20 protein-coding genes are annotated in these 26,549 nt (G+C 43.9%); 11 read left to right on the top strand and 9 right to left on the bottom strand.

Annotation, left to right across the window (positions count from 1 at the left end):
- The 5 genes from AC6I1F_RS06650 to AC6I1F_RS06630 all read left to right on the top strand — a co-directional run bounded on the left by AC6I1F_RS06650 (position 1) and on the right by AC6I1F_RS06630 (position 8,707).
- Entirely contained in the window at positions 1-3,345 is a 3,345-nt protein-coding gene (locus AC6I1F_RS06650; protein ID WP_290432775.1) for an ATP-binding protein, read from the top strand.
- Positions 3,332-4,516 (top strand): DUF3322 and DUF2220 domain-containing protein, encoded by a 1,185-nt coding sequence (locus tag AC6I1F_RS06645; protein WP_289164032.1) that lies wholly within the window; start codon positions 3,332-3,334, stop codon positions 4,514-4,516. Before AC6I1F_RS06650 ends, AC6I1F_RS06645 begins: the two co-directional genes overlap by 14 nt.
- A gap of 391 nt (positions 4,517-4,907) precedes the next feature.
- Positions 4,908-5,204, top strand: a complete 297-nt coding sequence (locus AC6I1F_RS06640; RefSeq protein WP_290432776.1) for a type II toxin-antitoxin system RelE/ParE family toxin — start codon at positions 4,908-4,910, stop codon at positions 5,202-5,204.
- Between the two features lie 46 nt (positions 5,205-5,250).
- Positions 5,251-6,342 carry a helix-turn-helix domain-containing protein gene (locus AC6I1F_RS06635; protein ID WP_290432777.1) on the top strand — a complete coding sequence of 364 codons (1,092 nt, stop codon included), beginning with the start codon at positions 5,251-5,253 and terminating at the stop codon, positions 6,340-6,342.
- Between the two features lie 553 nt (positions 6,343-6,895).
- The gene (locus AC6I1F_RS06630) at positions 6,896-8,707 is read left to right on the top strand and encodes an IS1634 family transposase (protein WP_304474629.1); all 1,812 of its coding nucleotides are present in this window, start codon (positions 6,896-6,898) and stop codon (positions 8,705-8,707) included.
- A 408-nt stretch (positions 8,708-9,115) separates the two neighbouring features.
- On the opposite strand, the gene AC6I1F_RS06625 is transcribed toward AC6I1F_RS06630, so the two are convergent.
- The 5 genes from AC6I1F_RS06625 to AC6I1F_RS06605 all read right to left on the bottom strand — a co-directional run bounded on the left by AC6I1F_RS06625 (position 9,116) and on the right by AC6I1F_RS06605 (position 16,271).
- A complete protein-coding gene (locus AC6I1F_RS06625) occupies positions 9,116-9,286 on the bottom strand; it encodes a hypothetical protein (protein WP_290432632.1) in 171 nt (56 codons plus the stop codon).
- Positions 9,287-9,652, bottom strand: coding sequence for a hypothetical protein (locus AC6I1F_RS06620; RefSeq protein ID WP_290432633.1), 366 nt, complete (start codon positions 9,650-9,652; stop codon positions 9,287-9,289).
- Positions 9,653-9,743: 91 nt separating this feature from the next.
- Positions 9,744-13,331: an autotransporter outer membrane beta-barrel domain-containing protein gene (locus tag AC6I1F_RS06615; RefSeq protein WP_290432634.1), complete on the bottom strand. Its 3,588-nt coding sequence runs from the start codon at positions 13,329-13,331 to the stop codon at positions 9,744-9,746.
- A complete protein-coding gene (locus AC6I1F_RS06610) occupies positions 13,306-13,713 on the bottom strand; it encodes a hypothetical protein (RefSeq protein ID WP_290432635.1) in 408 nt (135 codons plus the stop codon). Before AC6I1F_RS06610 ends, AC6I1F_RS06615 begins: the two co-directional genes overlap by 26 nt.
- Positions 13,714-14,540: 827 nt before the next feature.
- Positions 14,541-16,271 carry an FAD-dependent oxidoreductase gene (locus tag AC6I1F_RS06605; protein WP_290432636.1) on the bottom strand — a complete coding sequence of 577 codons (1,731 nt, stop codon included), beginning with the start codon at positions 16,269-16,271 and terminating at the stop codon, positions 14,541-14,543.
- 190 nt (positions 16,272-16,461) lie between these two features.
- On the opposite strand from AC6I1F_RS06605, the gene AC6I1F_RS06600 reads away from it, so the two are divergent.
- On the top strand, positions 16,462-18,138 hold the full coding sequence (locus AC6I1F_RS06600) for a sensor histidine kinase (protein ID WP_497801684.1): 1,677 nt from the start codon (positions 16,462-16,464) through the stop codon (positions 18,136-18,138).
- Positions 18,122-18,727: a response regulator transcription factor gene (locus AC6I1F_RS06595; protein WP_289185936.1), complete on the top strand. Its 606-nt coding sequence runs from the start codon at positions 18,122-18,124 to the stop codon at positions 18,725-18,727. Before AC6I1F_RS06600 ends, AC6I1F_RS06595 begins: the two co-directional genes overlap by 17 nt.
- Before the next feature lie 105 nt (positions 18,728-18,832).
- On the opposite strand, the gene AC6I1F_RS06590 is transcribed toward AC6I1F_RS06595, so the two are convergent.
- Together AC6I1F_RS06590 and AC6I1F_RS06585 are read right to left on the bottom strand one after the other, a co-directional pair.
- Complete coding sequence (locus AC6I1F_RS06590) at positions 18,833-19,366, bottom strand: hypothetical protein (protein ID WP_290432637.1); 534 nt, start codon at positions 19,364-19,366, stop codon at positions 18,833-18,835.
- Between the two features lie 9 nt (positions 19,367-19,375).
- Positions 19,376-20,317, bottom strand: a complete 942-nt coding sequence (locus AC6I1F_RS06585) for an ABC transporter substrate-binding protein (RefSeq protein WP_290432638.1) — start codon at positions 20,315-20,317, stop codon at positions 19,376-19,378.
- 639 nt (positions 20,318-20,956) lie between these two features.
- On the opposite strand from AC6I1F_RS06585, the gene AC6I1F_RS06580 reads away from it, so the two are divergent.
- Complete coding sequence (locus AC6I1F_RS06580) at positions 20,957-21,379, top strand: type II toxin-antitoxin system HicB family antitoxin (RefSeq protein ID WP_289702695.1); 423 nt, start codon at positions 20,957-20,959, stop codon at positions 21,377-21,379.
- Between the two features lie 894 nt (positions 21,380-22,273).
- Complete coding sequence (locus AC6I1F_RS06575; protein WP_353889802.1) at positions 22,274-22,516, top strand: FAD-binding protein; 243 nt, start codon at positions 22,274-22,276, stop codon at positions 22,514-22,516.
- 130 nt (positions 22,517-22,646) lie between these two features.
- On the opposite strand, the gene AC6I1F_RS06570 is transcribed toward AC6I1F_RS06575, so the two are convergent.
- Together AC6I1F_RS06570 and AC6I1F_RS06565 are read right to left on the bottom strand one after the other, a co-directional pair.
- Positions 22,647-24,080 (bottom strand): amino acid permease, encoded by a 1,434-nt coding sequence (locus tag AC6I1F_RS06570; RefSeq protein WP_290432639.1) that lies wholly within the window; start codon positions 24,078-24,080, stop codon positions 22,647-22,649.
- Positions 24,081-24,414: 334 nt separating this feature from the next.
- Complete coding sequence (locus AC6I1F_RS06565; RefSeq protein WP_290432640.1) at positions 24,415-25,674, bottom strand: dicarboxylate/amino acid:cation symporter; 1,260 nt, start codon at positions 25,672-25,674, stop codon at positions 24,415-24,417.
- A 240-nt stretch (positions 25,675-25,914) separates the two neighbouring features.
- On the opposite strand from AC6I1F_RS06565, the gene AC6I1F_RS06560 reads away from it, so the two are divergent.
- Entirely contained in the window at positions 25,915-26,181 is a 267-nt protein-coding gene (locus tag AC6I1F_RS06560; protein WP_251452419.1) for a hypothetical protein, read from the top strand.
- Between the two features lie 112 nt (positions 26,182-26,293).
- Positions 26,294-26,515, top strand: a complete 222-nt coding sequence (locus AC6I1F_RS06555) for a hypothetical protein (RefSeq protein ID WP_160336158.1) — start codon at positions 26,294-26,296, stop codon at positions 26,513-26,515.
- The last annotated feature ends 34 nt before the right edge of the window (positions 26,516-26,549 follow it).

The raw sequence follows: 26,549 nt of genomic DNA, 5'->3' as shown, positions 1-26,549 counted from the left end.
ATGCCGGATATGATGAACTTACTGGACGGCTCTGAGCGCTTTACGCTTCAAAGAGTTCAGATTATGAACTGGGGTACCTTTAACGGCTGCCATGATATTCCGGTTTCTCCTAAAGGCCATCTCTTTGTGGGCGCCTCCGGAAGCGGCAAGTCAACACTGCTCGATGCGATGAGCAGTCTGCTTTCTCCGAGAGCCTCTTATTTCAATGCCGCAGCTCGCCAGGGAGAGAAAAAAGGCGACCGCAATTATGTATCGTATATCCGCGGCGCTTGGTCTAGCGAAAAGGATACCGACGGGCGCGCGGTTTCGAGATTTCTTAGAGAAGGTCCGACGTTTTCTGCAGTCTCGATGACGTTTAAAAGTAATTTTAATCGAGAGATTTCTCTGCTCTTTATCGGAATGCTTCCGGGTAAAAGCCGAGATGAATCCGCTGTGAAGAAACGCTATTTCGTCATAACGGAACCCTTTGACCTCATCAAGCTGAAGGATTTCGGCGTCAAAGGTTTTGATATCCGCTTGGTAAAAGAACGCTTTCCGAGCGCAAAAAACTTTAATCGTTTCAGCGCGTATGCAGATCACTTCATGGGTCTCATGAATATCAAAAGCGCAAAGGTGCTGGATCTGCTCCATAAGGCGCAGTCGGCTAAAAATATGGGCGACATCAATCTGTTCTTCCGAGACTTTATGCTCGGAGAACCGCAGACATTTGCGATTGCAGATAACCTCGTCGAGAACTTTTCCAAGCTCAAAAGTGCGTACGAGACAGTTAAAGACGCCAGAGCTCAGTTAGAAGTACTCTCAGAGGCAAAAACCGCCTATGATGTAGCACAGCTGGCAAAGCAGAAAAGAGCTGAACTCGAGGAGCTTGACGCTGAAGTGGAGCAATGGCGTCTGAGTTATCTCAAACGATTCTGTGAGGATCAGCTGCCGGAGGCGCAAAAGCAGCTGGCGAACGTTTGTCAGCTTCTGACTAATGCTCAAAACAAAGAAGAGAACTGCCGAAACAGTATCGACAGTTTCAAGCAGCAGCTTTATGAATCGGGCGGTGCGGCGCTTGAACGTCTCAAAAAAGAAAAAGAGCAGGTCACTAAGGATTTAAATAAAGCAGAGCGCAGTTGGGACAGAGTTGCGCCTCTTGTTGAATTGTTGGGCTTTAGCCGTCCGAGAGCGGTCTCAGGCTGGAACAATATCTGCAATGAAGCAAGACTTCGGAAAGATACCGCTGCTGGCGCGCTCGCTCCGCTTAAAACTCAGGAGGAGGATATCGTCTTTGAGCTGAGAGTGAAGGCGGACGAATTTAATAAACTTCGCGAAGAAATCCTCGCGATGAAGAATACACACTCCAACCTGCATCCCGATTTGCTTCGTGTCAGAAACAAGATTTCTGAAGCACTCGGTCTTTCTTCCGAAGAGTTACCCTTTGCGGGCGAATTGATGGAGGTTAAAGAAAGTGAGGCGCATTGGCAGGGTGCGGTCGAAAGAGTGCTTCGCCAGTTCTCTACTTCAATGCTCGTTAAGGACCGCAACTACGGCGATTTAGCCCGTTATGTGGATCAGACGCATCTTGGAACAAAGCTTGTCTATCATCGTGTGGACAGTCGCCGCCTGCCGATTAAAAATCTTTCTTCTAATTGTCTTCCCAATAAGCTCAACATAAAACCGGGCAGCTGGAGCAGATGGATGGAGGATGAACTTTCGCAGCGCTTTGATTATGAATGTGTGGACTCCACTGCGCAGTTTGCAGGTTCTAAAAAGGCGGTGACGCCAGCCGGTCAAATTAAACACAACGAAACCCGTCATGAGAAAAACGACAGAAAATCTGTTGATGACCGAAGAGAGTGGGTGACCGGTTTTAGCAATGAGCTGAAAATTCAGGAGCTGGAAAACAGAGCAGATGCGCTTTCTGAAGTCATCGCCGCAAAGGAAAAAGCAAAGAAAGAAGTTTCTCAAAAACAGCAGCAGCTCAATAACGAAATCTCCGCCTGCCAAAGAATCTTGGAAATCGAATGGACCGACATTGATGTCGGATCATTAAAGGCTCGAGACGCACAGATTGCTCAGGAAATTGACGCGATTGAATCGAATAACACTCAGATTAAACAGCTCAATGAGCAGATTAAGAAACTGAGTTCGGATTTAATCGGTTACGTGGAAGAAGTCATAGAGCTTTCTGAGAAGAAAGGCAGTCTCAACTCTAAAGCGGAAGAAATTAAGGCGGAACTTGAAGACGCTAAAAAACAGCTTGCAGCTTACACGCCGAAGCTCGAGCTGCATGCGAAGCTCAACGCGATTTATGCAGAAAAGAGCGATAAACCGATCCGAAAGAGTGATCTTGCTCAGATAGCGCGCTTCTTACGCAGCTACTTGGCCAATGGTAAGGATGAGCAGTATAAGAAGCGTGTGGATAATGAAAACAAAGTACTTGATCGTTTTACGTTCTTTATTAGAAGCTGGAGTAAAGAAACCACGGATTTAGACGCTTCTCTGCTGTCCGCACCGGAGTTCTTTAAGAAACTTGAAGTGCTGGAGAAAGAAGGTCTTCCGAAATACGAAGATCGATTCAGAGATATTTTGGAAAACAGCACCAAGCAGAACCTTATCAATCTCTTCCACGAGATTGACGAAGAGCGGCGGGATATTAAATCTCGGATGCGCGAAGTCAACGAGAGCCTTGCCGACGCTGTCTTTAATCGTTCTGCCGAAGGCAGTACTCATCTCATTATCGATGTCAAGGATTTGAAACTGCCTGAGTTCGAAGCCTTTAAGAAGGAACAGAACGAGATTATCGCTGCCGATACTCAGAATATGACGCTTGATAACGCGGAAAGTTACTACCATAAGCTCGAAAGCCTGGTTTCACGCATTAGCGGTCAGGATAAAGAGTTTGCGGGTTGGCGTGAACGAGTTTTAGACGCGCGTCAGCATGTTTCGTTCCAGGGCAGAGAAGTTAATGAGCAGGACGAAACGCTCGACATTTATGACAGCGGAAGCGGAAAATCCGGCGGCCAGAGACAAAAGCTCACACTGACCTGTCTTTTAGCGGCTTTACGCTATCAGCTTGGAAGCCGCAAGAGTGATGAACCGAGTTTTGCACCGGTCATTATGGATGAAGCTTTTGATAAGGCCGACAGCGAGTTTACAGATATTTCTTTACAGCTCTTCAGTGATTTCGGGTTCCAGCCGATTGTCGCAACGCCTTTAAAAGGGATCCTCACGCTTGAGCCTTATATCGGAAGTTTTGCGTATGTGGACTGTAAAGAGAGAAAGTACTCTTCGGCAGCGTCGATTCAGCTCTTAACACTCAAGAAAATGCTTCGCGGAGAGACCGGTGATGCTTCTTCCTAATGGTATTCGAGAGAGGCTTCATAAAACGCTCTTAAAAAAGAAGCCTGAACTGTTAGCAGACGTTGCGCTTTCACGGCCGTTTGAAGAGGTCTCTTTTAAGCTGAAGCCTTCCAAGAAAGAGGCTTTAGCCGATATAGCTGCCTTTGACAGATCGCAGTATGTATGGACTCAGGAAGTCTATAAGTATGTTGATCTAGGCGTATATCTTGACTACGAACCGGTTCGCTGGAGCGGAGGAGGCGGGGATCGAATTGTGATAGCCCGCGTTTGTTTCAGAAATCTTGAAGGCGCTTTGGCGTTTGCGGGCGGCTCGAAACTTTGCGCACTTTGGAGGAGATCGGAACAAAAATTAAACATGCTCACTGAAAGGAAGAGCGAAGCGTTTATCAGGAGGCTTTCCAAGGAATCCGAGCTTTTAGAGGCGGCTGGCGATTTGGAATTTAATCAGGTCATAAAGCTTGAGGATTATCTGCTTCATCACAAGGCTGACTGCTATATCCGAGAGCTTCCGATTGAAGGTGTGGATACCAAGTTTTTAGAAAAACATGCGCGGCTGATTTGTGATCTTCTTTCCATTGAACTTGAACGCAGCATTACAAAGTCGGATTTATATGAAGAGTGGCGGATTAAGAAGCTTCCTGACTTTGTTCGAGTCAGGCATGCGGATGTCTTTTTTAACGGTCTGCCTTCGGATTTAATCGTCCAGCTTCCGATCAGCGCGCTGACGGTTAAACCCCGTGCGCTGGTGGTTGTCGAAAACGTTCAGACCGGATTAGCGGTAAAGGACGTTCCCGAAGATGTTCCGATCTTAATGGGTCTGGGGTTTTCTGTTCGTTTGCTTTCTGAAGTTCCCTGGATCCGGGAAGTACCGATTTTCTATTTCGGGGACCTGGACATGCACGGGATGGCGATTTTAGCGGCGTTTAGAAAGACCGCTCCGCAGGTTCGCTCAGTTTTAATGGACTCGGCTGCCCTTGAAGCCTTCAAAGAGTATGTGGTAACGGATCCTAATCTTCCCAACGGATCAGGGCCGGTGATTGCCTTGAATGGCGAAGAGGCGAAGCTTTATGACAGGCTTGTCGCAGAGAATATCCGCCTGGAGCAGGAGAGAATTCCGATCGAGGTCTTTGAGACTGCACTTAAAGTCTGCTTTAAGAGTCTTGACGCTTAGCGGCCCAGGAAATCTCTGCAGAAGAAGAATTAGTTGTTCTTATGACCGTCGATCATACAGGCCTTTCTTACTTGAGAAGGCCTGTTTCATGATCTATCGCTTTAAATTTGGAACGTCGGAGCCATAAGGATACGAAATACGACGAAGAGGATGATTATGCGCACGCACTGGGGGAGGAACCTGCAGCACGAAGGAGAGTCCTATCAAGGTAGGGAATAGCGCCCGTTGATAAAAGACTCTTGCATCGTCTCTAACTTAAGTCATCGAATAGAGCTAGCTGAACCTTTTGCCGAAGGATTCGTGAGAAACCCAAAAAGGCTCTCATGGTAGAAAGTTAGATGTTAATTTCGTATAATATTTACCTACAAGGTTAATTTCAGACAGGGTAAAATTGGAAATAACCTATAAAAATAGGAAACTAAAGAAAATTTGTACTATTGCATGTGAGGCTGAAAAAAAATTTGGCGCCCAAATGGCGGAGAAGATTCATCAGCGAATTGATCAAATTGCAGCGGCTGAAACAGTTGAGGATTTGGTTAGATTTGAAATTGGAGGATGCCATCCTTTAAAAGGGACTAGACAGGGTCAATATGCGATGAAATTAGTGCAGCCTTACCGATTGGTTTTTAAAAATGTTGATGACACGATCGACATAGTGTGTATTTTAGAGGTGGTTGATTATCACTGAATTAGAGGTGGTTGATTATCACTGAATGTTTCCTGGAGAGTGTGTAATGTATACAAGTAAGAGTTTTATTGCGACACCGCCTGGAGCAACTGTTAAAGAACAATTAGAGAACAGGCGAATCAGTCAAAAAGAGTTTGCTCTTCGTATGGGAATGACTGAAAAGCATATTAGTAACCTAATTAATGGGAAGGTGCATCTAACGCCGGATGTAGCTGAGAAACTGGAAATGGTTCTAGGTATTCCTTCCGGGTTTTGGAATAAGTTGGAAGCAATTTTTCGCGAGAAACTTGCAAAGATAAAGATTGAAAATGAAGCTGATGATGATGCATCCATACTCAAGCTTTTTCCTGCTAGCGAAATGATAAACCTCGGTTGGATTCGAAAGAGTGCCAGCCTGATGGGGAAGATCATTGAGATGCGAAAGTTTTTTGAAGTTGCAAGATTGAGCATCATTGTTGACGAAACACGATTATCTTGTATAGCATGCCGCAGACTTTCTATGACGGAAAAATGTGATTATGCTCTGCTGGCATGGGCTCAGAAAGCTAAAATTGAAGCTCGGTCAATAGATGTTGGGGCAGTAAATCTGACTGTTTTAAATGAAAAACTGTCGCAAATAAGATCGTTAAATACGAAAGATCCTGCAACTTTTTGTTCAGAACTTAAGTCAATTCTCGCCGGATGCGGCATTGCGCTTGTTATTCTTCCTCATATAAAGGGATCATTTCTTCATGGAGCAACTTTCTATGATGGTAAAAAAATAGTCATTGGATTAACGTTTCGTGGAAAAGATGCTGACAAATTTTGGTTTAGCTTATTTCATGAGCTCGGTCACGTGCTTCTCGGGCATTTAAATAAACCTGATGGATTGACTGATGAAGATGAGAAAAAGGCTGATGATTTTGCTAAAGAAATTCTTATCCCTTCTACTATATTTAACGCTTTTACGGCGGCAAATGTTTTTTCAGCAAGTACTATTAAAGAATTTGCTAAAACAAATAATATTCTTTGTGGAATTGTTCTCGGCCGTCTGCAGAAAGAGGGTTTTGTTCCATACAATAGTAGACTCAATTGTTTAAAAACCAAAATACTTTCGGAATCAGAAAATATTCAAAGTAAACAGAATGCATCTGAATGAAAATGATTATTTGTTTTTCATGCTTTTGAGTAAACATTTGATGCTGTCTGTTGTCAAACGATAACGATGCGTGAATGACATATTCCGTAACTTACTTTCAAGGGTAAAAGAAGTTTAATATTTTTTAGTAGGGGAGATTCCTTGACCTGAAGCTTAGAGAAATTTCCCTTCATACCAAACACACAAAATAAAAGCTCTCTAGCCAATGTGTTTAATGTCGTCTGTAAGCTTGTAATGGTCCTCTAAATTACCAAGGCTGTGATGCAGTAATCAATCTAGGATAGCCATAGCTCCCATTTGGTCAACATGGAAAATATCCCAATCGTGGACACGTAATCTTTAGCGCGGAAACTTCATGAAATTAAATTTGCAAGCTAATAAATAATACGCCGGCATCCTCCTGTCTTTAGCCTCGTAAATTCTTCCCCAACCCCCGTGGTTGCTTAATTGTTCCCATTTTTTTAGAAGACAGATTTAACTTATATTTACTTTATATTATGCTTAGGTTTTACTTTTATGATATAATGAGTAAAAATCTGATTCCGGAGAGTCTATGCCTACAATTACTCTGCAGCACTATAAACGAGGTTCTCACTACTACGCCAGCATCATCGAAACCTTTCGAGACCCGGTTACCCGCAAGAACTCTTCTCGGACTTTGGAAGCTTTAGGAGATATTTCTGAAAAAATGAAGGAGGATCCAAACTACCTTCAATCTTTAAAAGACAGAGTCAAAGCTCTGCGCTCGGATGCCTCACGTGCAGAACAACTCCAAGAGGCTGCGGTTCGGCGGATTGCGCCTGCGGTTTCTGATTCTTCGGCAGCTGCCTCAGCTCCTCGGCTGCATTACGGGATGGCTCCCATACGAAAAGTCTGGGGAAAGCTTGGCTTAAACGCATGGTTCCGTAAGGCCGGATACAACAGAAAACTTTCTTGGGATTTAGATTTGGCCGTGTTCTATCAAGTGGCCAGCCGTATTCTCAGTCCCATGAGCCGGCGGGGAATGAGAAGACAATGTCCGCGCCATTTGTTCAAGTTTGACTCTGTATCACTGGATCAACACTACGAAGCTTTAGACATTCTTGCTGCTTCTAAAACGACCATCATCAAAAAACTTGATGAAGCTGTATCCAAGGAAATTGCGCGGGATTGTTCCTTAGTCTTTTATGACGTAACCACTTTCTATTTTGAGAGCTTTGAACCTGATTGTTTACGCGAAAGAGGCATGAGTAAAGAGCACCGGACTCATGAGACACAGGTTCTTCTCGGTTTATTAATTGATCGCTGCGGCATTCCTCTGGACTATGAAGTCTATCGCGGCAATACGGCAGAAGTTAAAACTTTAATGAAGGTTGTTGAGTCGTTCCGGCAGAAATGTCCGCAGGGCAAACCCATCGTTGTGGCTGACAGAGGACTTAACAGCAAAGAGAATCTTTCCAAGCTGATTGAAAACGACTGTGCCTTTATCGTGGCGCACAGTCTTCACCGGCTCAGCAGCAAAGAGTTGGATAACTTGTTTAGCGAGGACGGCTGGAAATATAAATTTGATTCAGAAACAGGCGAGATGTCATGGAAGATGAAGACAATGGACTGTCCTGAAGCGGTTAAACAAAAAGAATCACGAGAGGTTGTTAACCCGCGTTTGATAGTGACTTGGTCGGCTAAGCGGTATGCCCACGACATGAAGGAATTAAATTTGCAATGGGAGCAAGCCAAGAAGATGATGAGCGCCGGCAGCGGCAGAATTGATGCCTCATTTAAACGAGGCTCGAGACAATTTCTGAAAAGAGTAAAGCAGTCGGATCCGGATAAAAAAGCTCAAGAGGAGCGTTATGAACTAAACCGTGAGCTTTATGAACGGAAAATAAGATTTGCAGGCTATTACGGGTTGATTACTTGCTGCGAAGACTTAAGTGATGAGGAGATTTACTCGAGACTGAGAGAATTATGGAAGATAGAGAACTGCTTCCGAGTAATGAAGTCAGTACTGTGTACGAGACCGATTTATGTAAGAACAGAGGCACATATCAGGGGTCACTTTGTTGTTTGTGTTCTGGCATTGGCTTTGGAGAGGTTCATGGCATTTAAGCTTCGTGAGGCAGCTATAGAGTACTCTCCGGAGATGATGGTTGAATTACTGATGTCTCCGACAGTCTCTCCGATTGAAGGGGTAAAAAACAAGGTGAAGCTGTACCTTAAAACGGGAGAACAAGAGCTGGAGAAACCGGAAAGCAGCTACTCTAAGAGCGTGGATCTGAACCAAGAAGCCGAAAAAGTGATGGCTGTCTTTGGGGTTGAACCACTCCCAACACTCACCACCGTGGTTGACATTACAAAGCGTCTCGGAGTCAGATTGCCAATATAAGTGACTTTTGTCTGCTCAAAAAATGATATAACCCTCTGAATTAAGAGGGTTTTGTTTCATTTTTACAAACTAAAGACGAGAATAATACGCCGGCATCCTTATCAAGGACTGTCGTCTGTATTGGGGATACTCTTTTAGATTTATTTATCCCCAATTATCTGATATAGGTAACTTATCCTATGCAGTTCTAACTTTTTTGTCTTAACATGAGCGGCAAACGTATTAAAGACGGATCTGATACCGCTAGCGCTGCTTGTCATATATGCTCTTAAAAAAATAACCTGCTGATCTATCATCTGTGTCAGCAGGTTTTCCAAAAGGGAGTATGTTGGATTTAGCGGCTCAAACTGAGGTTTTTGAGCGTGGGACTCCCCCGGAGAAGGAAGGTTTTAATCGTTGGAGCAGGTCCTATTGTTTCGAAGGTTCCTCTGCTTGAGCGCTTTCTTTCTGAGCCTCATCCTCTAATTTTGAAATGCGGAAAAGGTAGCCGTGATTGATTCGCAGATTAAATTTTTCCGGCTGTCCTGTTTGTATTTCAATTTCGCGCAGGAATCCTGTTTCTTGCGGTTTCTCTTTCATTCAGTATTTGCCTTTTTCTTTTTCCATTTTTTCGCGTTCTTCGTCATTAGTCGGAATAGGCGCGTAGGTAAGACGCAAATTATGTTTGCCGGGTTCGAGGTTTAAAGTCAGAGTTTCATCGGGCAGAAAAATGGCGGATAACTTGTCATCAATCCAAAGTGCCATATCGCAGACGCCTGTTACATACCGAGATTCAAATGTGACTGGAACATTCGATTTAGCAGCAGAAGTTGGGATAAAGATTCGCTCGTTTGCGACAGCGGATAACTCCGCCTTGTCTTGAACTTCATCAGCAAACGAAAGACCGGCATTCAATGCCGTAGCACAAAGCAGTACCGTTTGAATAAAGAATGATGTTTTATTCATGCTTGATAGCTCTCCTCTCGGTTATTAGCCGAGAGGAGACAGAAGTGTTTGGAATCAAAAGTTAGAAAACGTATCTCATGCCGATATCAGCTCAGTAATCCTGCTGAATCTTGGCTCCGAAGGACCGCTTGATTTGCGCAAAGCCATACGTATCCTTATTGAAGTTATAAGTACCGCCGATAGAAACTTCGCCCCACGTGTCTTTCATGGAAACAGAGTTCTTGTTTCTTGCGCCGTTATCAAGGGTATAAGTCGCTTTGTATTTTGATGTGAACTCTCTGAGTACATCCAATTTCACAAAAGCACTTCCTTCTTTTGCTTCTCGACCTAAGGAAATGCCCGCTCTGCCGATTGTGCTGGGAGTGCCTTTGACATGAACATTAATACGGGTATCGGTACGATATTTCGCGTCTTTAATGTAACCATAGGTCAGCTGAAGCTGAGGATCGACATACCAGGTCTCAGACAACGGGATCTTGTGTCCGGCTTCAACACTCGCCTGCAGTGCGTTGGTGTGGTATTTGCCTTTGGAAATGTTGCGATTAAGTTTGCTAATTGCTGTGAAGTCGTTGCTCAAACGGCTTCCTTTAAGAATAAGGTCAAGGTAAGCACCGTTGTCAAACTTCTTCACGGCGTATGCCGACAGACTGCCGATCCAGTTCTTTCCGCTTCCGTCATTAGAATAATCACTGCTGCCGCGGGTATAGCCCAAAGCTGCACCAAAAATCCACTGGCCGTTATTTTCTTTATCGGCGACGTGATCGAAACCAATCTGGAATCCGTGATATCTGTTTTTGAAGTAAGTGCCATTGCGGTCATAGGTGTTCTTCCCGCCGAGGACTCGAACCCAGGCACCTTCTAAATCTGTACGATCCCGGATTTCTCCCATGCGCTGATACAGTGTTTCGTTTTCTTGTCTCCACAAGAAATAGTTGGTCATAGAAATCGAACTTAAAGCGTCCATAGTCGATGTAGACCCTTCTCCTGGGACAATAAACCCGGTATTCGGGTCAACGGTAGGATTATGTACTTCGTGGTCGATAATTGGATTGTTAACGCCTGGTTTGTCCTCTCCGGGCTTATCTTCTCCGGGCTTATCTTCTCCGGGCTTATCTTCTCCAGGCGGAGGATTTACCGGATCTTTATCACATGGCTTATCGCATTTATCGTCACAATCAGTGAAATTAACCGTTAAACGATTCTCTGTTGAGTTGTCGCCGGTCTCGTATAGATGCAAAGGTTCATATTTGACGTAAGGATCGATTTTTTTATCTGTAATAGGAGCTTCCACAATACCAAAGACCTGTCCCATGTATTTCAGGCTATCTGGGGAAGCCGTAGGAGCAGGTGCGGAGCCCTCTGCATCGGAATCCGGGTCAGCACCGGCATTTGTTTGAGGATAAAGATTTTCAACTCGAGGATTTCCGTCCACCAGAGCGTCAGTAATGTTATTTGGATTGCCTACTGCACGTACGTCTTCAAAGTAATAGGGCGCTACGTATGTTGCTTCCGGGGTGATCAACCCTTCAGGGATAGAAAGTTCGACATAGCCGGCGATTTTCCTGTTCGAAGGCAGAATCTCGTATTCCTGATGAAGGTTGAATGGATTGTGAAGGTTATCTTCGTTCGCGGCAATCCAGCCGGAGGTTTTAAGCCAATGTTCCTTTTCAAAGCGATGTTTGGCATCTGGGTAGAGAATTAATACGCTGACATCGCGTGATTCATCTTTCCAATGATTCTCTGTCTGTTTGAGAAGATGATCTTCAATTTTCTCTTGACTTAATGGCTTTCCGTTGAGATAGGCTTCAATTGTATAGCCTTTTGACAAATAATCTTTGTACGAAGCAAGGGTAAGCGCATCTCCGTCCTTGATCTTCTGCCATTCTCCTGAGGTTACCGTTTGGCCGTCTCCCTTTTCAATGCCCACGCATTCCCAGTCAGCGCCTTCCGGGCTGTAATGTTCAAATTTGTCTTCAACCCGTTTGCCAACATAGATGCCAACGGCTTTTCCTTCGCTGTCGAGTCGAAGTACAGGATAAAAATTCTCTTCCTTTATCTTTAGCCCGGCTTCAGTGCTGCCATACCTGTTTTCAAAGTATCCTTCTGCCGGCGCAATATTTTGACGAGATTCCTCATCTCCGATGACGACGTTGTTAGCAGCTTCTCTCAACAGCTGAAGCGCGTTTAGGCCGGTGTTGAGATAATTTAAGAGGGCGGCGTTGTCTGTCCCTGAATAGCCGTCAGCCCCACCGAGCGAATCCGGAAGGTTGTTTGTGTCCACAGTGACTGTCAGATTTAAACGAGTCGGGTCTCCGTTTGACTGCTTCTGAACGTTATTCAGAATGATACCGTTCGTATTAACTTTAAGGACATCCTTTTCTACTGTAGCTCCGGTTTCGGCGTCTTCATACGACTGTTTCTGCCAATTTGTTCCAAAGTAGAGTGTTGAATTTCCGCTGAACGCTCCCTTATCATTAATAAAGGATTTGCTTCCTAATTTGACTTTGTAGCCGCTGCTCAGAGGATCCAGGCTATCTCCGAAGGAAAGAGATGTACGAGGGGATGCATCCGCATATTTTCCTCGTAAAATTTGAATGTTGACATTTGAACCCAAGGTTAGGGTATCTGAGTTGGGGAGGGCGGTTGTATTAAAAGTAAGATCAGCTGAAAGAGCTTTCTCATGTTTTTCGTTAGCTACAACAACATTTCCGCTGCGCAGATCAAAACTACCCTTCATGTGGGTTGCTGTATCAAAGGTCAAATAACCTCCGCCTACAGGTGATATATAAATAGATCGGGAAATAGGCCCTGTAGCATCAATCCAAACCGGCTGGTCTGGATTTTTAGCTTCAATAGTGGAGACTCCGCCTATGTTATAGATAGCGAGTGAGCCGGTTGTAGTGCTTGCATTCTCAGTACGAATACCGCCGGTTATGCCGATATATTGAGTGCCGACATGATGCACCTGACTTTCTTCAGAACTCTTAGAGCATTCCCCGTTATCTCCGGTGCATGCGCCATTATCGCTGTAGTTGTAAATGCCGATAGAATGAGAGCCTGTGAGGCCGGTAGAGTTATTCACATCGATCATATCAATTTCACGGATGACTTGAGGTCCGCAGTCAGCAGTCTCAGAAGCGCTTCCGTTGGCAATACCGAAATTTGTTGCGTAGATGGTGCCAATTTTTTGAATGTACTGATTACTTCCATAAACGTTTGCAACACCAGCACCAAATCGATTATCTTCTTCACCGATTTGATTAATCGGCATATAAATTTGTTGGTCTCCAAGCCAGCCAAAACCCGGAGCTCGATTTGAAATGGCAACTCCTCGCTCGGTTGAATATGCAGTGGACGTTCTCGTGGTGTCCATGATAATTTTGTCAATTTGACCGCCGGGTTCCTCTTCAGAAGTTCCCAGTATCTGCACGCCGCCATTGTTGCTAATTAAGGCTCCCGGCTGAAAAGCTCCGACTCCGAGACCAAATTGAACCATGGCAGCACGGCCGGTGATTTCAGCCTTAAGGGTATTGAAATTTCCGGTAATCCGTTGAGTTACAGCATTAGCTACAGCGTCCGGATCCGTTGCGCTGACAAGCTTGTCATAAGAGACGACGAAAATTCTGCCGGTTTGCGAGGAAAGGAGATCAGCGTTAGGGATGTCGATGGTTTGTAGCAAAGAATATACCTGCACCGCCCATAGCAGAGACGGTAAGTGCGTCCTTGGTGCTCTGAATGTTTTGAGCTATAGTGGCGGATGAAAACACCGGATTTTTTAGCGTATTCATCCCTACGGAAATAGTGGATTGGAGGTCGTTGGTTATAGTGTAGGAAGGCTCTTTGTAAGCAGTAGTTCCTAGGTTACCGTCAGCAGGAAGATCCGCAGAATAAGCCCTCCCCCAGCCACATGTGATAGCGCTAGATAAAACAGCAATCAGACAAGCTTCGGTAACTTTATTAAGCTTGATTGAGGGAGATACAGAAGAGAAATGGTTTTTCTGTGTTTGAGATGGCAAGGCGCAAAGAGCCGAGCATCTTTTTGACAAAGATTTGCTAAGCATTGTTTCCTCAGTTTTGATGTAAATAATTATGTTTTTTGAGTTACTACTGAAGTTTCAAAATGTTGACTAGTATTTTTATTTAAATATATGTACTAGTATTTGTAAGAAATTAAATTTTGGGACTAGAGAATTGCGAAAATATTCTTTTTTATACGAATAATTTTTTAATAAAAATCAAATAAAAACGGTATGACCTTTTTTATCTGATAGAGCATGCTAATTTGTCAGTTTTTATGTATGATTTTTGTATCCTAAGTATCAAGAATTTTTGTTGTGAAGAAAATATAACGATTAATTTGTTATTTTTACAACAGATTATTGTTATGAAGTTTAGATTTTTTGATATCAATGAAGAGCATTTGAAGTCGTAGAGAAGGATGACAAGAAAATATAAGTATTATGAAATTTGAACTGTATACCTTAAAGGCGGGATAAGAAACGAATAAATTCTGTAATGAATTTTTCATTAAATAACAGTATCGCTGTTTAAAAAAATTACTTGATATCTTCTAATGACTGTTTTTTGAGCTATACATAGTCATCATGTTAGAAGACTTTAAAATCGAAGATTAAAATAGGGTAAATTAGTTGTTCAGATACCTTATGTATTTAATAAGGATGCCTGAATGAAACGCTGTGAGTAGTACTCACTCCAACCAAGAATTCACTGCGGAAATATTGTAGATAGAAATCGGTAGCTCCTGCCTTTTTAAATATGACTGATACGGTTTTCTCTACAGAATCTGATCCTTTGTTTTACTGCGGCTAATTAATAAAAATTGCCCGGGCATAACCCGGGCTAATGAATCATTTCCTGTTGAGATCGGCTATTTCACATATTTGGCGGCATTTTCACCTGCGATGCGGCCGTAGGTTAAACCGATAATCGCTGCAAACCCGACTTCGTTTGCAAAAGCTTCGTGACCGGAGGCTGCGCCCGCTGCATAAAGACCGGGAATAACATGACCTTTAGTGTCGATTGCTTCGGCCTTGTTATTGGTTTTGATGCCGCCGTACGTGGACTGCATTGAAGGTGTGACTAAAGCAGCATAGAAAGGAGGTTTGACCATTGGATACTGAATCTTGCGCCCAAGCTCTTTATCTTTGTCCAATCCGGCTTTGCAGTCTGCGATGTACTGATTGAGAGTATTGATAAATTCTTTCTTGTTGACCTTTAATTTGTCTGCCAGCGCTTCAATAGTGTCAGCTTTGACAAAGTAGCCGGCATCTGCGTAATTGCGCATAAGCCTGAGATTATCCATAGCCGTTTGATCCACAACAGCATAAGCCTCATGGCTAGGCTGTTTCATCATAGCTTTGCTCTTGAAATTGATGGAAGGATGATTTTCATCAACGAATCGTTTTCCATCGTGGTTGACAAGAACGGTGTACGGAGTAATCGCGGTCAGAGAGACACCGTCTTTTTTTGTAAGGGGATGGCAAAGGTAGTTAACTTTGATCTGATCCATGGAGGCGGTGTCAGCACCAACTGCCTGAGCCATACGAATACCGTCGCCTGTAAGAGAAGAAGCTCCCGTTGTCGGACGATTGGTCCAATCAGGCGCGTATCGCTTAAGCAACTCCGGACTTGCGGAAAATCCGCCGGTTGCAATGATGACGGCTTTGGCCAATACTTTATACGATCCGTCAGGAGTGGAAACTTTAACGCCTGTTACTTTGCCTTTATCTGACAAAATTTCTGTTACGCGGCTATTGAGTCGGTAAGGAATTCCGTCCTTCTTCATCTGTGCGGTCAAAGCTTTCATGATGTGAGGTCCGGGCGCGCTTCCATCCTTCGTGATATGGAAATACTTATCATTCTGGAATCTATCGAAAGGTACGCCAAGTTCCATTAACCAGTCGATGATTTCTCCGCCCCTTCGTGCGTAGGTTTCCACATTCTCTTTGTTGATAGGGATATTCTTGTCTTTGGCCTGCTTCATCAAGTGATCAACGTAGTCTTGAGTAGACTTTCCTTGAATGCCTTTGTCTTTAATGAGCTTTGAGCCTCCGGCCGTAATACCGGTAGAAATGTTCATTGAGTCACCGGCGCCGATCATACCTTGTTTTTCAATGACCAGTACTTTTTTGCCTTGTTCTTTCGCTGCGATAGCAGAGGTCAGGCCGGCGATTCCGGAGCCGATAACAACAATGTCGGCTTCGTCGTCTTTCTGAGGTTTCTTAACCGCTGCAGGAGCCGTGACTAAAAGGGGAGAAAGATCTTTCGTGGCTTTAGAAAGTGCGTTCTGGCAGGCATTAATCAGACCTTTGCTGCTGAAGGTCGCTCCGACAACGTTGTCTACCTTCAGAGTCTGACTATCAATAATTTCTTTCGGAATAATCGATAGCGGGGCATCTGACAGTCCGGCCGATTCCTTATGGCTAAGGACCTTAATATCAGTAATCTTGTTCTTATCAACTGTGACCTGTACGTTAATAGGGCCGTTTCTGCCTGTGGCTGTACCGTCATAAGTACCGGGCGTAAAACTCGCCGCAGCAAATGCGGTACCGCTTATTGTCAGAGAAACAGCTAAAACTATGCTTTTAAATTTGATCATGCTTACTCCTTCGAGAATAAAAACTTTTTCCTCTGACTGCTACGTTAGCGAACTAAGTACTTAAGTAGTTTGAAATTTAAAATTGCAGATAATGGGATAAATATGGTTATTGAAATAACTGATGATGCGTGCCTTCTCGCTGAGTATATTCTTGCTTGTTTTTCAGTTTTCGCTGTGTGCGAAGGAGCCTGTGATTTTTGCGGTTAGTTTGGACGCTCCGCAGGATAAGAATGCACAGATTATTGAACCCACGCTGAATACGCTTCGAAACAAGTTCGGTGATAATAATCTGAAAGTGGTTCGGCTGCCTTTACCTGAATTGGAAAAGCAGCTGGAAGCTGGGAAGATCGACATATTCCTCTCAACTTCCGGACTTTCAAGGCGGATGGCCCAAAAAGGCTCAAAAGAACTCGTTACGATGACTTCAGACCGTCTGCCGAATCCAAATGAAGCTTACGGAACGTTGTTTATCACAAGAAATGATTCATCGATAAACACAATCGCTGACATGAAAAATAAACGTCTTGCGGCAAATCTAAAAGGTGGATTTTACGGTTATCAAATTGGCATGGGAGAGCTGGCCAAGAATGGATATAACCCGTCGGACTTTTTTTCAAGAATCGATTTTGTCGGAAGAGATCTGCGTAAGGTTGTTGAGTCAGTGATTAAAGGCAATGCGGATGTCGGTTCGGTTTCGAGCTGCTTTCTCGAAGATACTTATCCTCCCGAAAGCCCTATTTGGAAAGAGATTAAGCCCATCGGACTGAAGAAATCTGACGGTTGTTGGGTTTCTACGAGCCTTTATCCTAATTGGTCGGTGTCAACGATGCCGACAACAGCAGCAAGTGTTGCGAAAGATGTGACAGTTGCGCTTTTAGGTATGCCGGCGGCTGAAGGCGGGATCGGTTGGAGTGTTTGTACTGATTCTCAGAAGACAGATGAACTCTTTAAAACACTTCAACTTGGGCCTTTTAGCTTCCTCAAAGACTGGTTTACACAAGAATTCAAAAATCGTTATGCTATCTGGATATTCTTTGGGCTGACTCTGCTTTCCTTTTTCGCGGCAACTTCTGTCATTCTTGGGAAACTTGTCAGACGAAGGACTCGATCACTGTACCAGTCACTGGAAGCACAGAGAGAGCTTCAGAAAAAGGCGCGAGCGGCTTCCGAGAAAGTGTACGCACTGGAAAAGCTGGGAATTGTTAATCAGATTAGCTCAATCGTCGTTCATGAATTAAGGCAACCATTTACGACAATAAAGGCATTTATCTTCGGAGCAAAGAGAAAAGCCGAAAAGAATACCCTGACAAACGAAGAAATGGCGGAAGTTCTGAGCAAAATTCAAAGGCAGTCCGATCGTGCGGAAGCAATTGTCGACAGTGTCAGAAATTATGCAAAGCAAAGAAATCGGCAAATACAGTTCTTTAGTTTTGTGGATGCTGTCGATAGTGCCGTCCGTAACTTTATCGACTGCGGTATTTTTAACGGGAAAATCGAAACTCGTTATGACTGTGATCTTCAGGTGTGTGGAAGTCCGCTGGAAGTTGAACTTGTAGTTGGAAACCTACTAAAAAACGCATCCGATTCTCTAAAGTCTATCCATCGCAAGAAACCTTTTATTACGGTTCGTGTTTTTAAGGCAAATGGATATGCTTATGTCGAAGTAAGCGACAACGGAGGAGGCACTAAAACATCTGAGGAGATTCTGAAATCTGAGAAATCTGATGGTCTGGGTTTGGGACTTGTGATTGTTAAATCAATTGCCGAAGCTCACGGCGGAAAATTCGCTCTGCAGTTGAATACTTCAGGAGCTAAGGCAATTTTTACTATTCCTCTTTCGGGAGAAGACAATGAAGCGGAAAACTGAAAAATCTTCTTTAGTTAGGCTTGTTGATGATGACTTAGATCTTCTAGAAGGTCTTACATATATGCTCGAAGAGGAAGGTTGGAAGGTTCGGACGTATCCCAGCGCGGAATCTTTTTTAGAGTTAGATGACAAAAACGCTCCGGGCTGTATTGTCTTAGATTACATAATGCCGAGGATCACGGGAGTTGAACTGCAGCAGATATTAGAGAAGCGAGGTTTTAAGCAGCCGGTCTTATTCTTAACGGCTCATGCAGATTTGGATATGGCGATATCGGTATTTAGAAAGGGCGCGGAAAATCTTTTAAAGAAACCAGTCGATCCCGATGAGTTCCTAGAAGCCATACAAAAAGCGGTAGAAAGGGATCGCAGACAGCGGGAGAATAAGCAATCGGCGGGACGCTACGCGGCTTTATCTGAACGAGAACGGGAAGTTATCCGCCTGGTCAGTGAAGGCTTAATGAACAATCAAATTGCCGAACGACTAGGATTAAGCGAGCGAACTGTGGAAAGCCATAGATTCCATGCTTACCAAAAGATTGGAGTGAGTACGGCTAAGGAGCTCAAAAAGTTCTTAGAGAAGGCCAATTGATTTACGAAAATTATTTTCCTCTTAATGTGCGTAGATAAATTTTAGCGGCTCCAAAGAGAGCCGCCTTCGAAAGGAATTCTAAACACAAGAACCAGAGTTACAAGACTAAATAGCCGTTCTTAGGTTAAAAATATTTGGACGTAAAAGAATATCTGCAGCAACTTTCTTTTTATAAGTCAGATAGTTGGCATGAGCTTCTGCAGAAGCTGACCCTTCTTGGTGTTCATTTACTTGTAAAAACCATTCCTCCCCCATGATTTCAGGAGAAATACTGTAGAGGAAAGTGTTTCCTTTATAAGAAATTTTAAAAAACAGGTAACCCCCGGCTGCAGAACGGGGCGCTTCCTGTGGCGCATCTGTATCGTCGACAATATATCGTCCATCAGAACTAGCCCGTGTCAGATATTCAAAACCGTCACAAACCCCGGGACCAAAATGTCCGCTGACAATTCTAAATTCTTTTCTCATTGGTACTTCGTTGGGACATAAATCAGAAATCGCTTCTTTCATCAGCCGAAAAACTAATGCGCTTGCGATTAAAGCCCTAGGACCGGCGTAACGATAAATGTCTTCGCATCTATAATCCATTATGCCTTCCTCTTCACGCAGGAGAATAAAATCCTGAATGTCAGCGTACACAGCAGGCTCCTATTTCATTGCGGAAGGAAGGACAAGCGATTTAACATCGACTTTTCTTTCCATCATCTTGTTGTCATAAAGGAAGTTCTGGTCAGCTTCTAAACCCTTGATGTCATCATCGGTCAGAGTGTTGTAGTAGTTGGACCAGGAAGCCAGTTTTTTGGCGTCGCTGATACCGATGCCGTGTTCTTTTGCTCCCATAGCAATGGCCTCGTCAGGATGTTTTTCAATCCAGGCAAGCGCTTCTCTCTGAACTTTGACTACTTTATCTAATGCCTCAGGATACTTATCCGCAAACTGAGCAGAAACAGTGGTGACAAGGTTCACGTTAACAATGTCTTTAGCTGTTGTTATTACTTTTGCTCCGGATTTTTCGGCCTTAATGACGCCGCTGGCAGCGAGTAGGGCAGCATCCGCACTCCCGGAAAGCAGCGCGGCAAGTGCAGACGGCTGATCCATGGAAATGAAGTCGACATCCTTGATGCTCATACCGTTTTTTGCTAAAGCGGCAACAAGAAGCTGATGTAGTACGGTGCCTTTCGGTCCCACTATTTTCTTGCCTTTTAAGGATTTAATATCCGCAGAATCGCCAGGCTTACTGACGATAGCGAACGTATCTGCTGGATGAGAAACTCCTGTTGCAATCAAGACTTTGTTTCCGGCGCCGTTTGCCATAAGAAGTGAAGAGGTATTCATGACAGCAGAGATGTCTACTGCGTTCGCGGCCATAGCCTGAGTTTGTTTTGAGCCGGAAGTAATTGTCTTCCAATTAACTTTAACGCCGTCCTTCTCAAAGGCTTTCTCGAGCATTCCTTTTTCCTTCATCACGATATTCTGAAGATTGAAAGGAGCTTTTACGTAGACAATATTGATTTCCTTTGGAAGATTCGCTGCAAAGACATTAACCGTCAGTCCTAGCGATAAGATAGTTGCTGCAAGCGGTTTTAGCAAGATACTTCTCCAGTTGAGTGATAATGGTAATCATTATCATATCAATAATATTTTTAAAATTTACCTTTTTTGAAATACTTTTCGATTTGTGCATCGAGGATAACTTTGGAGTTATAAAAACGGCGATTGAAATCGGACTGGTCTGCGAATGGACGACTGAGCATATACGGACCGGGTTATTTTGAAGTGGGTTGTAGAAGTCCTGTATGCGCTCAGAGTCGCTCGCTTAGATGCTTAGGCGGAATTCTTTGCCCCCTGTCTTTATAACAAGAGTTTTAGGGTAATGATTTACCGATTCAACCGTATGGCGATTTTTTTAACGAATTCCTCGGAATTCGTTAAAAAAAATATTGATTCGCTTTAATATAAAAACATGTTAATATAGAAATATATTAAACAAGGAGGATAAATGAAGTGCTCAGAGTTTAAGTAATGGCTTGAACAAAACGGATGTGAGATAAGACAAGGAAAAAATCATTGGCTGGCGTATCGAAAGGGATACAGGCCTCAACCGATACCAAGGTATCCAAGCCAAGAGATCAACGAAGGTTTAAGAAAAGCTGTTCTGAAGAGATTGGTTTTCTAGGTCAAGTCTCTTGAAGGAAGGAAACAATGAGCACACATTTTGGAGATCGAAATATGTTTACATACCCTGCAAAAATTACCAAAGATGAAGATTTGTATCTCGTTTCATTTAGAGACTTTTACGGTGATGAGCCTGTAACTCAAGGAGGTTCGTATGATGACGCAATCGCTATGGCATCAGATTGGCTTTTAACTGAGGCGACTATCGCTTTAGATGATGGGGAAAAACTGCCTGAGGCCTCTAAAGCTGAGAGAGGTGAAGTGCTGGTAGAAATGCCTTTATCTGCTCAAATTAAGTTATGTCTTCTTTATGAGATGATAGACCAATCTGTTTCGGGTTCTGAGTTAGCTCGTCGCATGAAAATTAAACGGCCTAGTGTGCAAAACATCATCAAAGCGGACCATGCAACAAAAATAGATACTCTGCAAAATGCTTTCAAAGCTTTAGGAAAAGAATTAGTCTTTGAATTACGTTAAGAAATAAATCGAATATCGACAGTTCGGCCTTCCCGCAGGGGCGTTTTTTGCGCAACATTCTTCTACGGCAATTCTAAGCCTGTGGATCAGGCTGCCATTAGGCTTAATCTGGGCGGTCCCTAAGGGAGCCGCAGGCATGTCCAGAGTGGACAGAAACGGATTAGGCAACGGCTTGAAAGCTCCGTAAATCAGTGCCTTATTTAGTTTGTCCTTTGACATTAATGTTGTCCCATTTTCTTTAGTTGATTCGTGCTTCATTCTCTCTGATTGCATGACTTGTCATCCTGACTTTAGAAATTTTAAAAATTATTTTTATGTTGCAGGTTAAACAGACTTTCCCAGACTAGTGAACCAACCATTGTCGTTTGACAATTCCTTTGAATGCCAAACTATTTATAAACAGCACATATTGCCTTTAGACAAATGCAGGTCTTTTACGGTAAATAACGTGGAACTGCACAGAAAAGATATACGTTGGAAAGCTCCTGCCGTTTGTGATGGCGCAATCCCCGAGAATGAAAATGCTCAGCACGATCAGAAAGAACGAAGAGAGGCTATCCATATAGTTACCCGGCTATTCGATAGGAGAGACTATGACGGACCACAAGGGCATTATGCAGTGAGAGCGCCAAGCAAATCAATTTGGGTGATGCAAAGGGCGAGACAGCTTCGAACTTCTTGGCGCTTACGATAAATTCCCGCGAAACTTGAGAGATTAACTTGTCAATGGAGTGCTATTTCCAGGAGTAGGGGAGTAATAATAAAAAAGAGCCGTAAACTCCTATTTCGTAGGTGTTTACGGCTTGGTTTAAATTTAAGAGTATTGAGAACAAAGTCGTTGACCCAGATTTCGGACGAAAGACTCTGAACTCTGGTTCTTGAGAGCTCGTAAAAATTGAGACCGGCCCATTCTACATTTATCCGGCAACCGCTCGATTAATTGGAACCTACTGCGGAGTAAAAATCACACCGAGAGCTGAAGTTCTTAATGTCTTTGGAGAGACGATTCCTCATCTTTATGCATGCGGCGAAATGACAGGTGGCATTCACGGTGCGGCATATATGACAGGCTCTTCCATTGAAAAAACAATGGCATTTGGAAGAATTGCCATTAAATCTATGTCAGAAAAAGCCTAATCTTATCGGTGCCAGGGCCTCTCATCGATTTGGACGGAGGCTCTCGTTCCGCAGTGTATAAATTATTTAACGAATTCCGCGGAATTCATTAAATTTGATTATTAAGTTACATGGCTGAAACCAGCTCATATCACTTTTGTTCAGTCGTTCTTTTCCGCTTTTGATAATTTCTAAAAAATACCATCGGCAGAATAATGAAGAACGACACGCCAACGACCAGATACGAGACGTACCAAGCGCACGAGCTAAAGCCGTTCGCAAGAATGTTCTCAGGTGGAATAAATCCGCATATAAACGCAGTCAGTGATGTCAGAAAAGCAGTTCCGGAAATAACCCAAATCCCGATTTTTCCGCCCGGAATACGGCAGGAGGAATTTCGATCCGCATGCTTGTAGCGCAGACGAATGGCAGCCGCAAACATTAACAGATACATGATCATGTAAAGCTGAGAGCAGAGCGCGGACAAAATCCAGAATGCGTTCGAAATTGTCGGAGTCACTAATATGTTCAGAGATAGTAGAGACGCAAAGCAGGCCTGAATCAAAAATACATTCTTTGGCATCCCGTTCTCATTGCGTACCTGCCACCAGCTCGGAATATAGCCTTCCTTGGAAACCTCTAAAAGCCCGTTCGAGGGGCCGTTAATCCAAGTCGCCGCCATTGCGAATGCGCCCAGAGCTAAAAGAAGGCAAAAGATCGGTGTTAGCCATTGCAGACCTAAAACCTTCATCATTTCTTCAAAGGCCTGGCAGACGCCGGAGGCAAGACTCAGCTTTTCCGGGGGAACTGTAAGCGCGATAGAAAACGCGCCAAAGCAGGAGAGCAGAATTACAAGAACAGTCGCTAAGAGAATCGCTCTCGGATATTGAACCGTCGGATTCTTTAATCGTCGAATATGAACTGCAGACATCTCCATGCCCGCCAACGAAACCATCATGCCTGCAAGCAGCATCCAGCTCATTGAATCGCTGAAGTCGGGCAGAAAATCTCCCATTCCGTTAAACGGAATCGCTGTCGGGTGCCCGCCGAGCAAATAAAGCGCCGTCATGATGAAAATAGTCGCGCATGGAATAATCGTCCCAAAAACAAGACAGCTGTTCGTGATAAAGAGCGCGTATTTGACGCCTCGGCTGTTGAGGTACGTCGCACCCCACATCGCGACCTGAATCATGATGAAAATAAACCACTTATTGTTTGCAAGGTCCGGATCAAACGCATACGCCAAAGAGGAGGCTACAAAAGTTAAACAAGCCGGGTACCACGGAAGGTTCTGAACCCATTCCATAAATATGGCGAGAAAGCCCCAGCGCGGCCCAAATGCTTCTCGAACCCAAACAAAAACACCGCCGTCCTCCGGATACGCACTCGCAAGCTCGGCTGAAACAAGAGCGGAAGGAATAAAAAAGCAAATACAGGAAAGAGACAGAATAAAAACAATGCTCCAGCCGTATTCCGCCATGTTGGGAAGATTACGAAGAGAAAATATCGCGCACACGGTAATAAACGCCATGGCGACAACGCTGATGGTGACCCTTGGAGCTGTATTGCTGTTTTCCGGTTTCATAATCCTTCCTGTTTAACCGTTTGCCTTTTCCCATATTCTGAGTATTCCGAAACCAAATAACGCCTATGGGTTATCAAAATAGGGACCAAGAGCCCCAGAATGTCTGATGAGTGGCTTGACAACAGGAGCCGGCAGCAATTTTCGACTGTTTTCTTTTCAAAGATTTGTTTCTTTGATGACGCTCAATAAACTGCCTTGCGGATGTGTACACTTAATTGAGGACAGCAATCCGGAAGTCGATTCTGTCGGACATTTTGCTTTTCAAGTGAACCTGCATAAAGGAAGACATAAAAAAAACGCCTGTTAAGGCGCTCTTTAAGATCAAATCATTGGGCTAGGAGGCACTTCCAATCTGATGCGGAGCAGGAAATTTCATATCCTTGTTCACCGCAGCCGCCACTGAACTATCCGACCAAACATTCAGAGTGGTTTCGATCATATCGACAACAGCGTAGAAGGGCAGAATGACACCCATGAGAAGAATCGGAACGTTCATGCTTGCAAGCAGACTCGCTGATAAGAAAAAGCAGCCCATCGGCACTCCGGCGTTGCCTACAGCCGCTAGCGTCGCAATGAAAATCCACGCAAAAATAACACCCGGCGTAATCGCAATGCCCGCATTCTGCATGAGATAAATAACTGTGAGGAAAATAAAGGCCGCACAGCCGTTCATGTTAATGGTCGTGCACATCGGCAGAACAAATTCTGCGACTTTGGGATTGACGTGCAGATTATTTTCGGCGCTTGAAATCGTAAGCGGCAGAGTGGCGGCTGAAGATTTTGAGAAGAACGCAAGCGTAAGCGCAGGAAACATGCCCTTTGCAACCTTGATTGGATTAAGTCCTTTGACAAGAAGAAACGCCGGAAGAATAACAAACATTTGCAGCAGGTTAGCGGCAATAACAATTGCAAAATAGGTGCCAAGGCCGCCTAAATCCATACCGTGAGACACTTCCTGAGCCAGCACGGCCACAAACCCGAAAATACCAACCGGCAAAACCAAAATTAGCCAGTTCACTAATTCAAATAAAACTTTCTGCAGCGCGGAAAAGAACTTGACCATCATATCCTGGCTGTCGCCATTCGGGAGTCTCGAAATTGCAATACCGACCGCGGCAGCAATTAAAAGAACAGAGAGAACGTTAGCTGTCTGGAACGGCGTGACAAAGTTGTCCGGAACAATGTTCTGTAAATAATCAAGGTAAGAAACGCTCGCAATCTTGTGGACGGTCTCACTCGTAACATTGGAGACGGAGACATTGGCAGGACGCATGATGATGTAAAGCGCAGCTGCAAGCGTCGCGGCAAGAATTGTCGTCAGAAGTGTATAAAAAATTGTGTGCTTAAAAATCTTTCCGCCTTCTTTATTTTGAGAAAGGGTTGAAAGCGAAGTAATAATGGAAACACATATAATCGGAATACTTAAGAACTTAAATAACCGAATAAAAACAGTACTAATGAAGTGAGCGGCCGTCATAACATACGGCTCCTGCCACACGCCTGCGATCACGCCAAGAGCAATTGCAGCGAGGTAAGCAATCATCACGCCCAGTATATTTCGCTTGAACGCTGATTGCAGCTGAGGGGTAGACATGTTTAATCCTTACTATATGTTTTGAGTTTATTTTTTCATTATGTCTCGAATAAGTTGTAAAAAATTAAGCCGAGAAAGCATTTTGAGAATTGTTTGAAATTAAGACAAAAAAATTGATATTCATGAGCTCAGAGAGGCGTGGCTGTCTTAATAACTTACAAGTTAAAGGGATATCTATGAGATTTATTAAGTATAAACCCTGTATAAAAATAATTGAGTTAACGCATAGAGGTTTTATATATGCTCAAAAAATTATCTCTGACACTGCTTGCCGCTGTTTTCTTCAGTTTCTCCGCAGCGCCGATTCAGGCTGCTGCAGAGGAGCGATCGATAGCCCAAAAGGTTGGAGACACGCTTCACTCAATAGCTCAGAATCTAAAGGAAGAAAGTGGTCAAAATAAAATCAAACACTCTCCGGATGAGGAACGGAAAATAGAAAAAATTCAGGAGCAGAACGCCAAAGAACACTTTAGTTCTGACGAAGCTCAGAAAAATGAAAAGAAGTAACGGCTTCTTTTCATTGTCCCTCTCGCCGTGTTCCCATTTTTAGCACGGTCCGAAGTTACTAACCCACCGAAAAGAATAAAGTCTAAGCATCTTTTAAAAAGGAGTGTTTTAGATGAACAAAGCAGTAAAAAAACTCGCCGAAGAAAAACAGCAGCAGGAAACCGTTGATCTGATGGGCGCTGATATCGAAGCGGCTACCGACTGCGGTCCTGTCAGCAAAAAGACGGAAAAGAAAGAAAAGGAAAAAGCCGAGCAGGCCGAAACTGAAGCTCTGATGGACGCTGAAGTTGAGGCTGCGACTGACTGCGGCTGCGGTTGCGGCTGCAGCAAATAAAAAGAACGTGCCTAAGCACCGCAATATGTATTGA

This window comes from Parasutterella sp. St.1A3 (genome assembly GCF_059728705.1).
This window is presented reverse-complemented; position numbering and strand designations above follow the sequence as displayed.

What these genes read in the sequence shown, in the direction of transcription:
- AC6I1F_RS06555 (WP_160336158.1), top strand. Translation starts at nt 26,294, where the DNA reads ATGAACAAAGCAGTAAAAAAACTCGCCGAAGAAAAACAGCAGCAGGAA.
- AC6I1F_RS06560 (WP_251452419.1), top strand. Translation starts at nt 25,915, where the DNA reads ATGCTCAAAAAATTATCTCTGACACTGCTTGCCGCTGTTTTCTTCAGT.
- AC6I1F_RS06595 (WP_289185936.1), top strand. Translation starts at nt 18,122, where the DNA reads ATGAAGCGGAAAACTGAAAAATCTTCTTTAGTTAGGCTTGTTGATGAT.
- AC6I1F_RS06635 (WP_290432777.1), top strand. Translation starts at nt 5,251, where the DNA reads ATGTATACAAGTAAGAGTTTTATTGCGACACCGCCTGGAGCAACTGTT.
- AC6I1F_RS06625 (WP_290432632.1), bottom strand. Translation starts at nt 9,286, where the DNA reads ATGAAAGAGAAACCGCAAGAAACAGGATTCCTGCGCGAAATTGAAATA.
- AC6I1F_RS06630 (WP_304474629.1), top strand. Translation starts at nt 6,896, where the DNA reads ATGCCTACAATTACTCTGCAGCACTATAAACGAGGTTCTCACTACTAC.
- AC6I1F_RS06650 (WP_290432775.1), top strand. Translation starts at nt 1, where the DNA reads ATGCCGGATATGATGAACTTACTGGACGGCTCTGAGCGCTTTACGCTT.
- AC6I1F_RS06610 (WP_290432635.1), bottom strand. Translation starts at nt 13,713, where the DNA reads ATGCTTAGCAAATCTTTGTCAAAAAGATGCTCGGCTCTTTGCGCCTTG.
- AC6I1F_RS06620 (WP_290432633.1), bottom strand. Translation starts at nt 9,652, where the DNA reads ATGAATAAAACATCATTCTTTATTCAAACGGTACTGCTTTGTGCTACG.
- AC6I1F_RS06605 (WP_290432636.1), bottom strand. Translation starts at nt 16,271, where the DNA reads ATGATCAAATTTAAAAGCATAGTTTTAGCTGTTTCTCTGACAATAAGC.
- AC6I1F_RS06565 (WP_290432640.1), bottom strand. Translation starts at nt 25,674, where the DNA reads ATGTCTACCCCTCAGCTGCAATCAGCGTTCAAGCGAAATATACTGGGC.
- AC6I1F_RS06570 (WP_290432639.1), bottom strand. Translation starts at nt 24,080, where the DNA reads ATGAAACCGGAAAACAGCAATACAGCTCCAAGGGTCACCATCAGCGTT.
- AC6I1F_RS06645 (WP_289164032.1), top strand. Translation starts at nt 3,332, where the DNA reads ATGCTTCTTCCTAATGGTATTCGAGAGAGGCTTCATAAAACGCTCTTA.
- AC6I1F_RS06580 (WP_289702695.1), top strand. Translation starts at nt 20,957, where the DNA reads ATGTTTACATACCCTGCAAAAATTACCAAAGATGAAGATTTGTATCTC.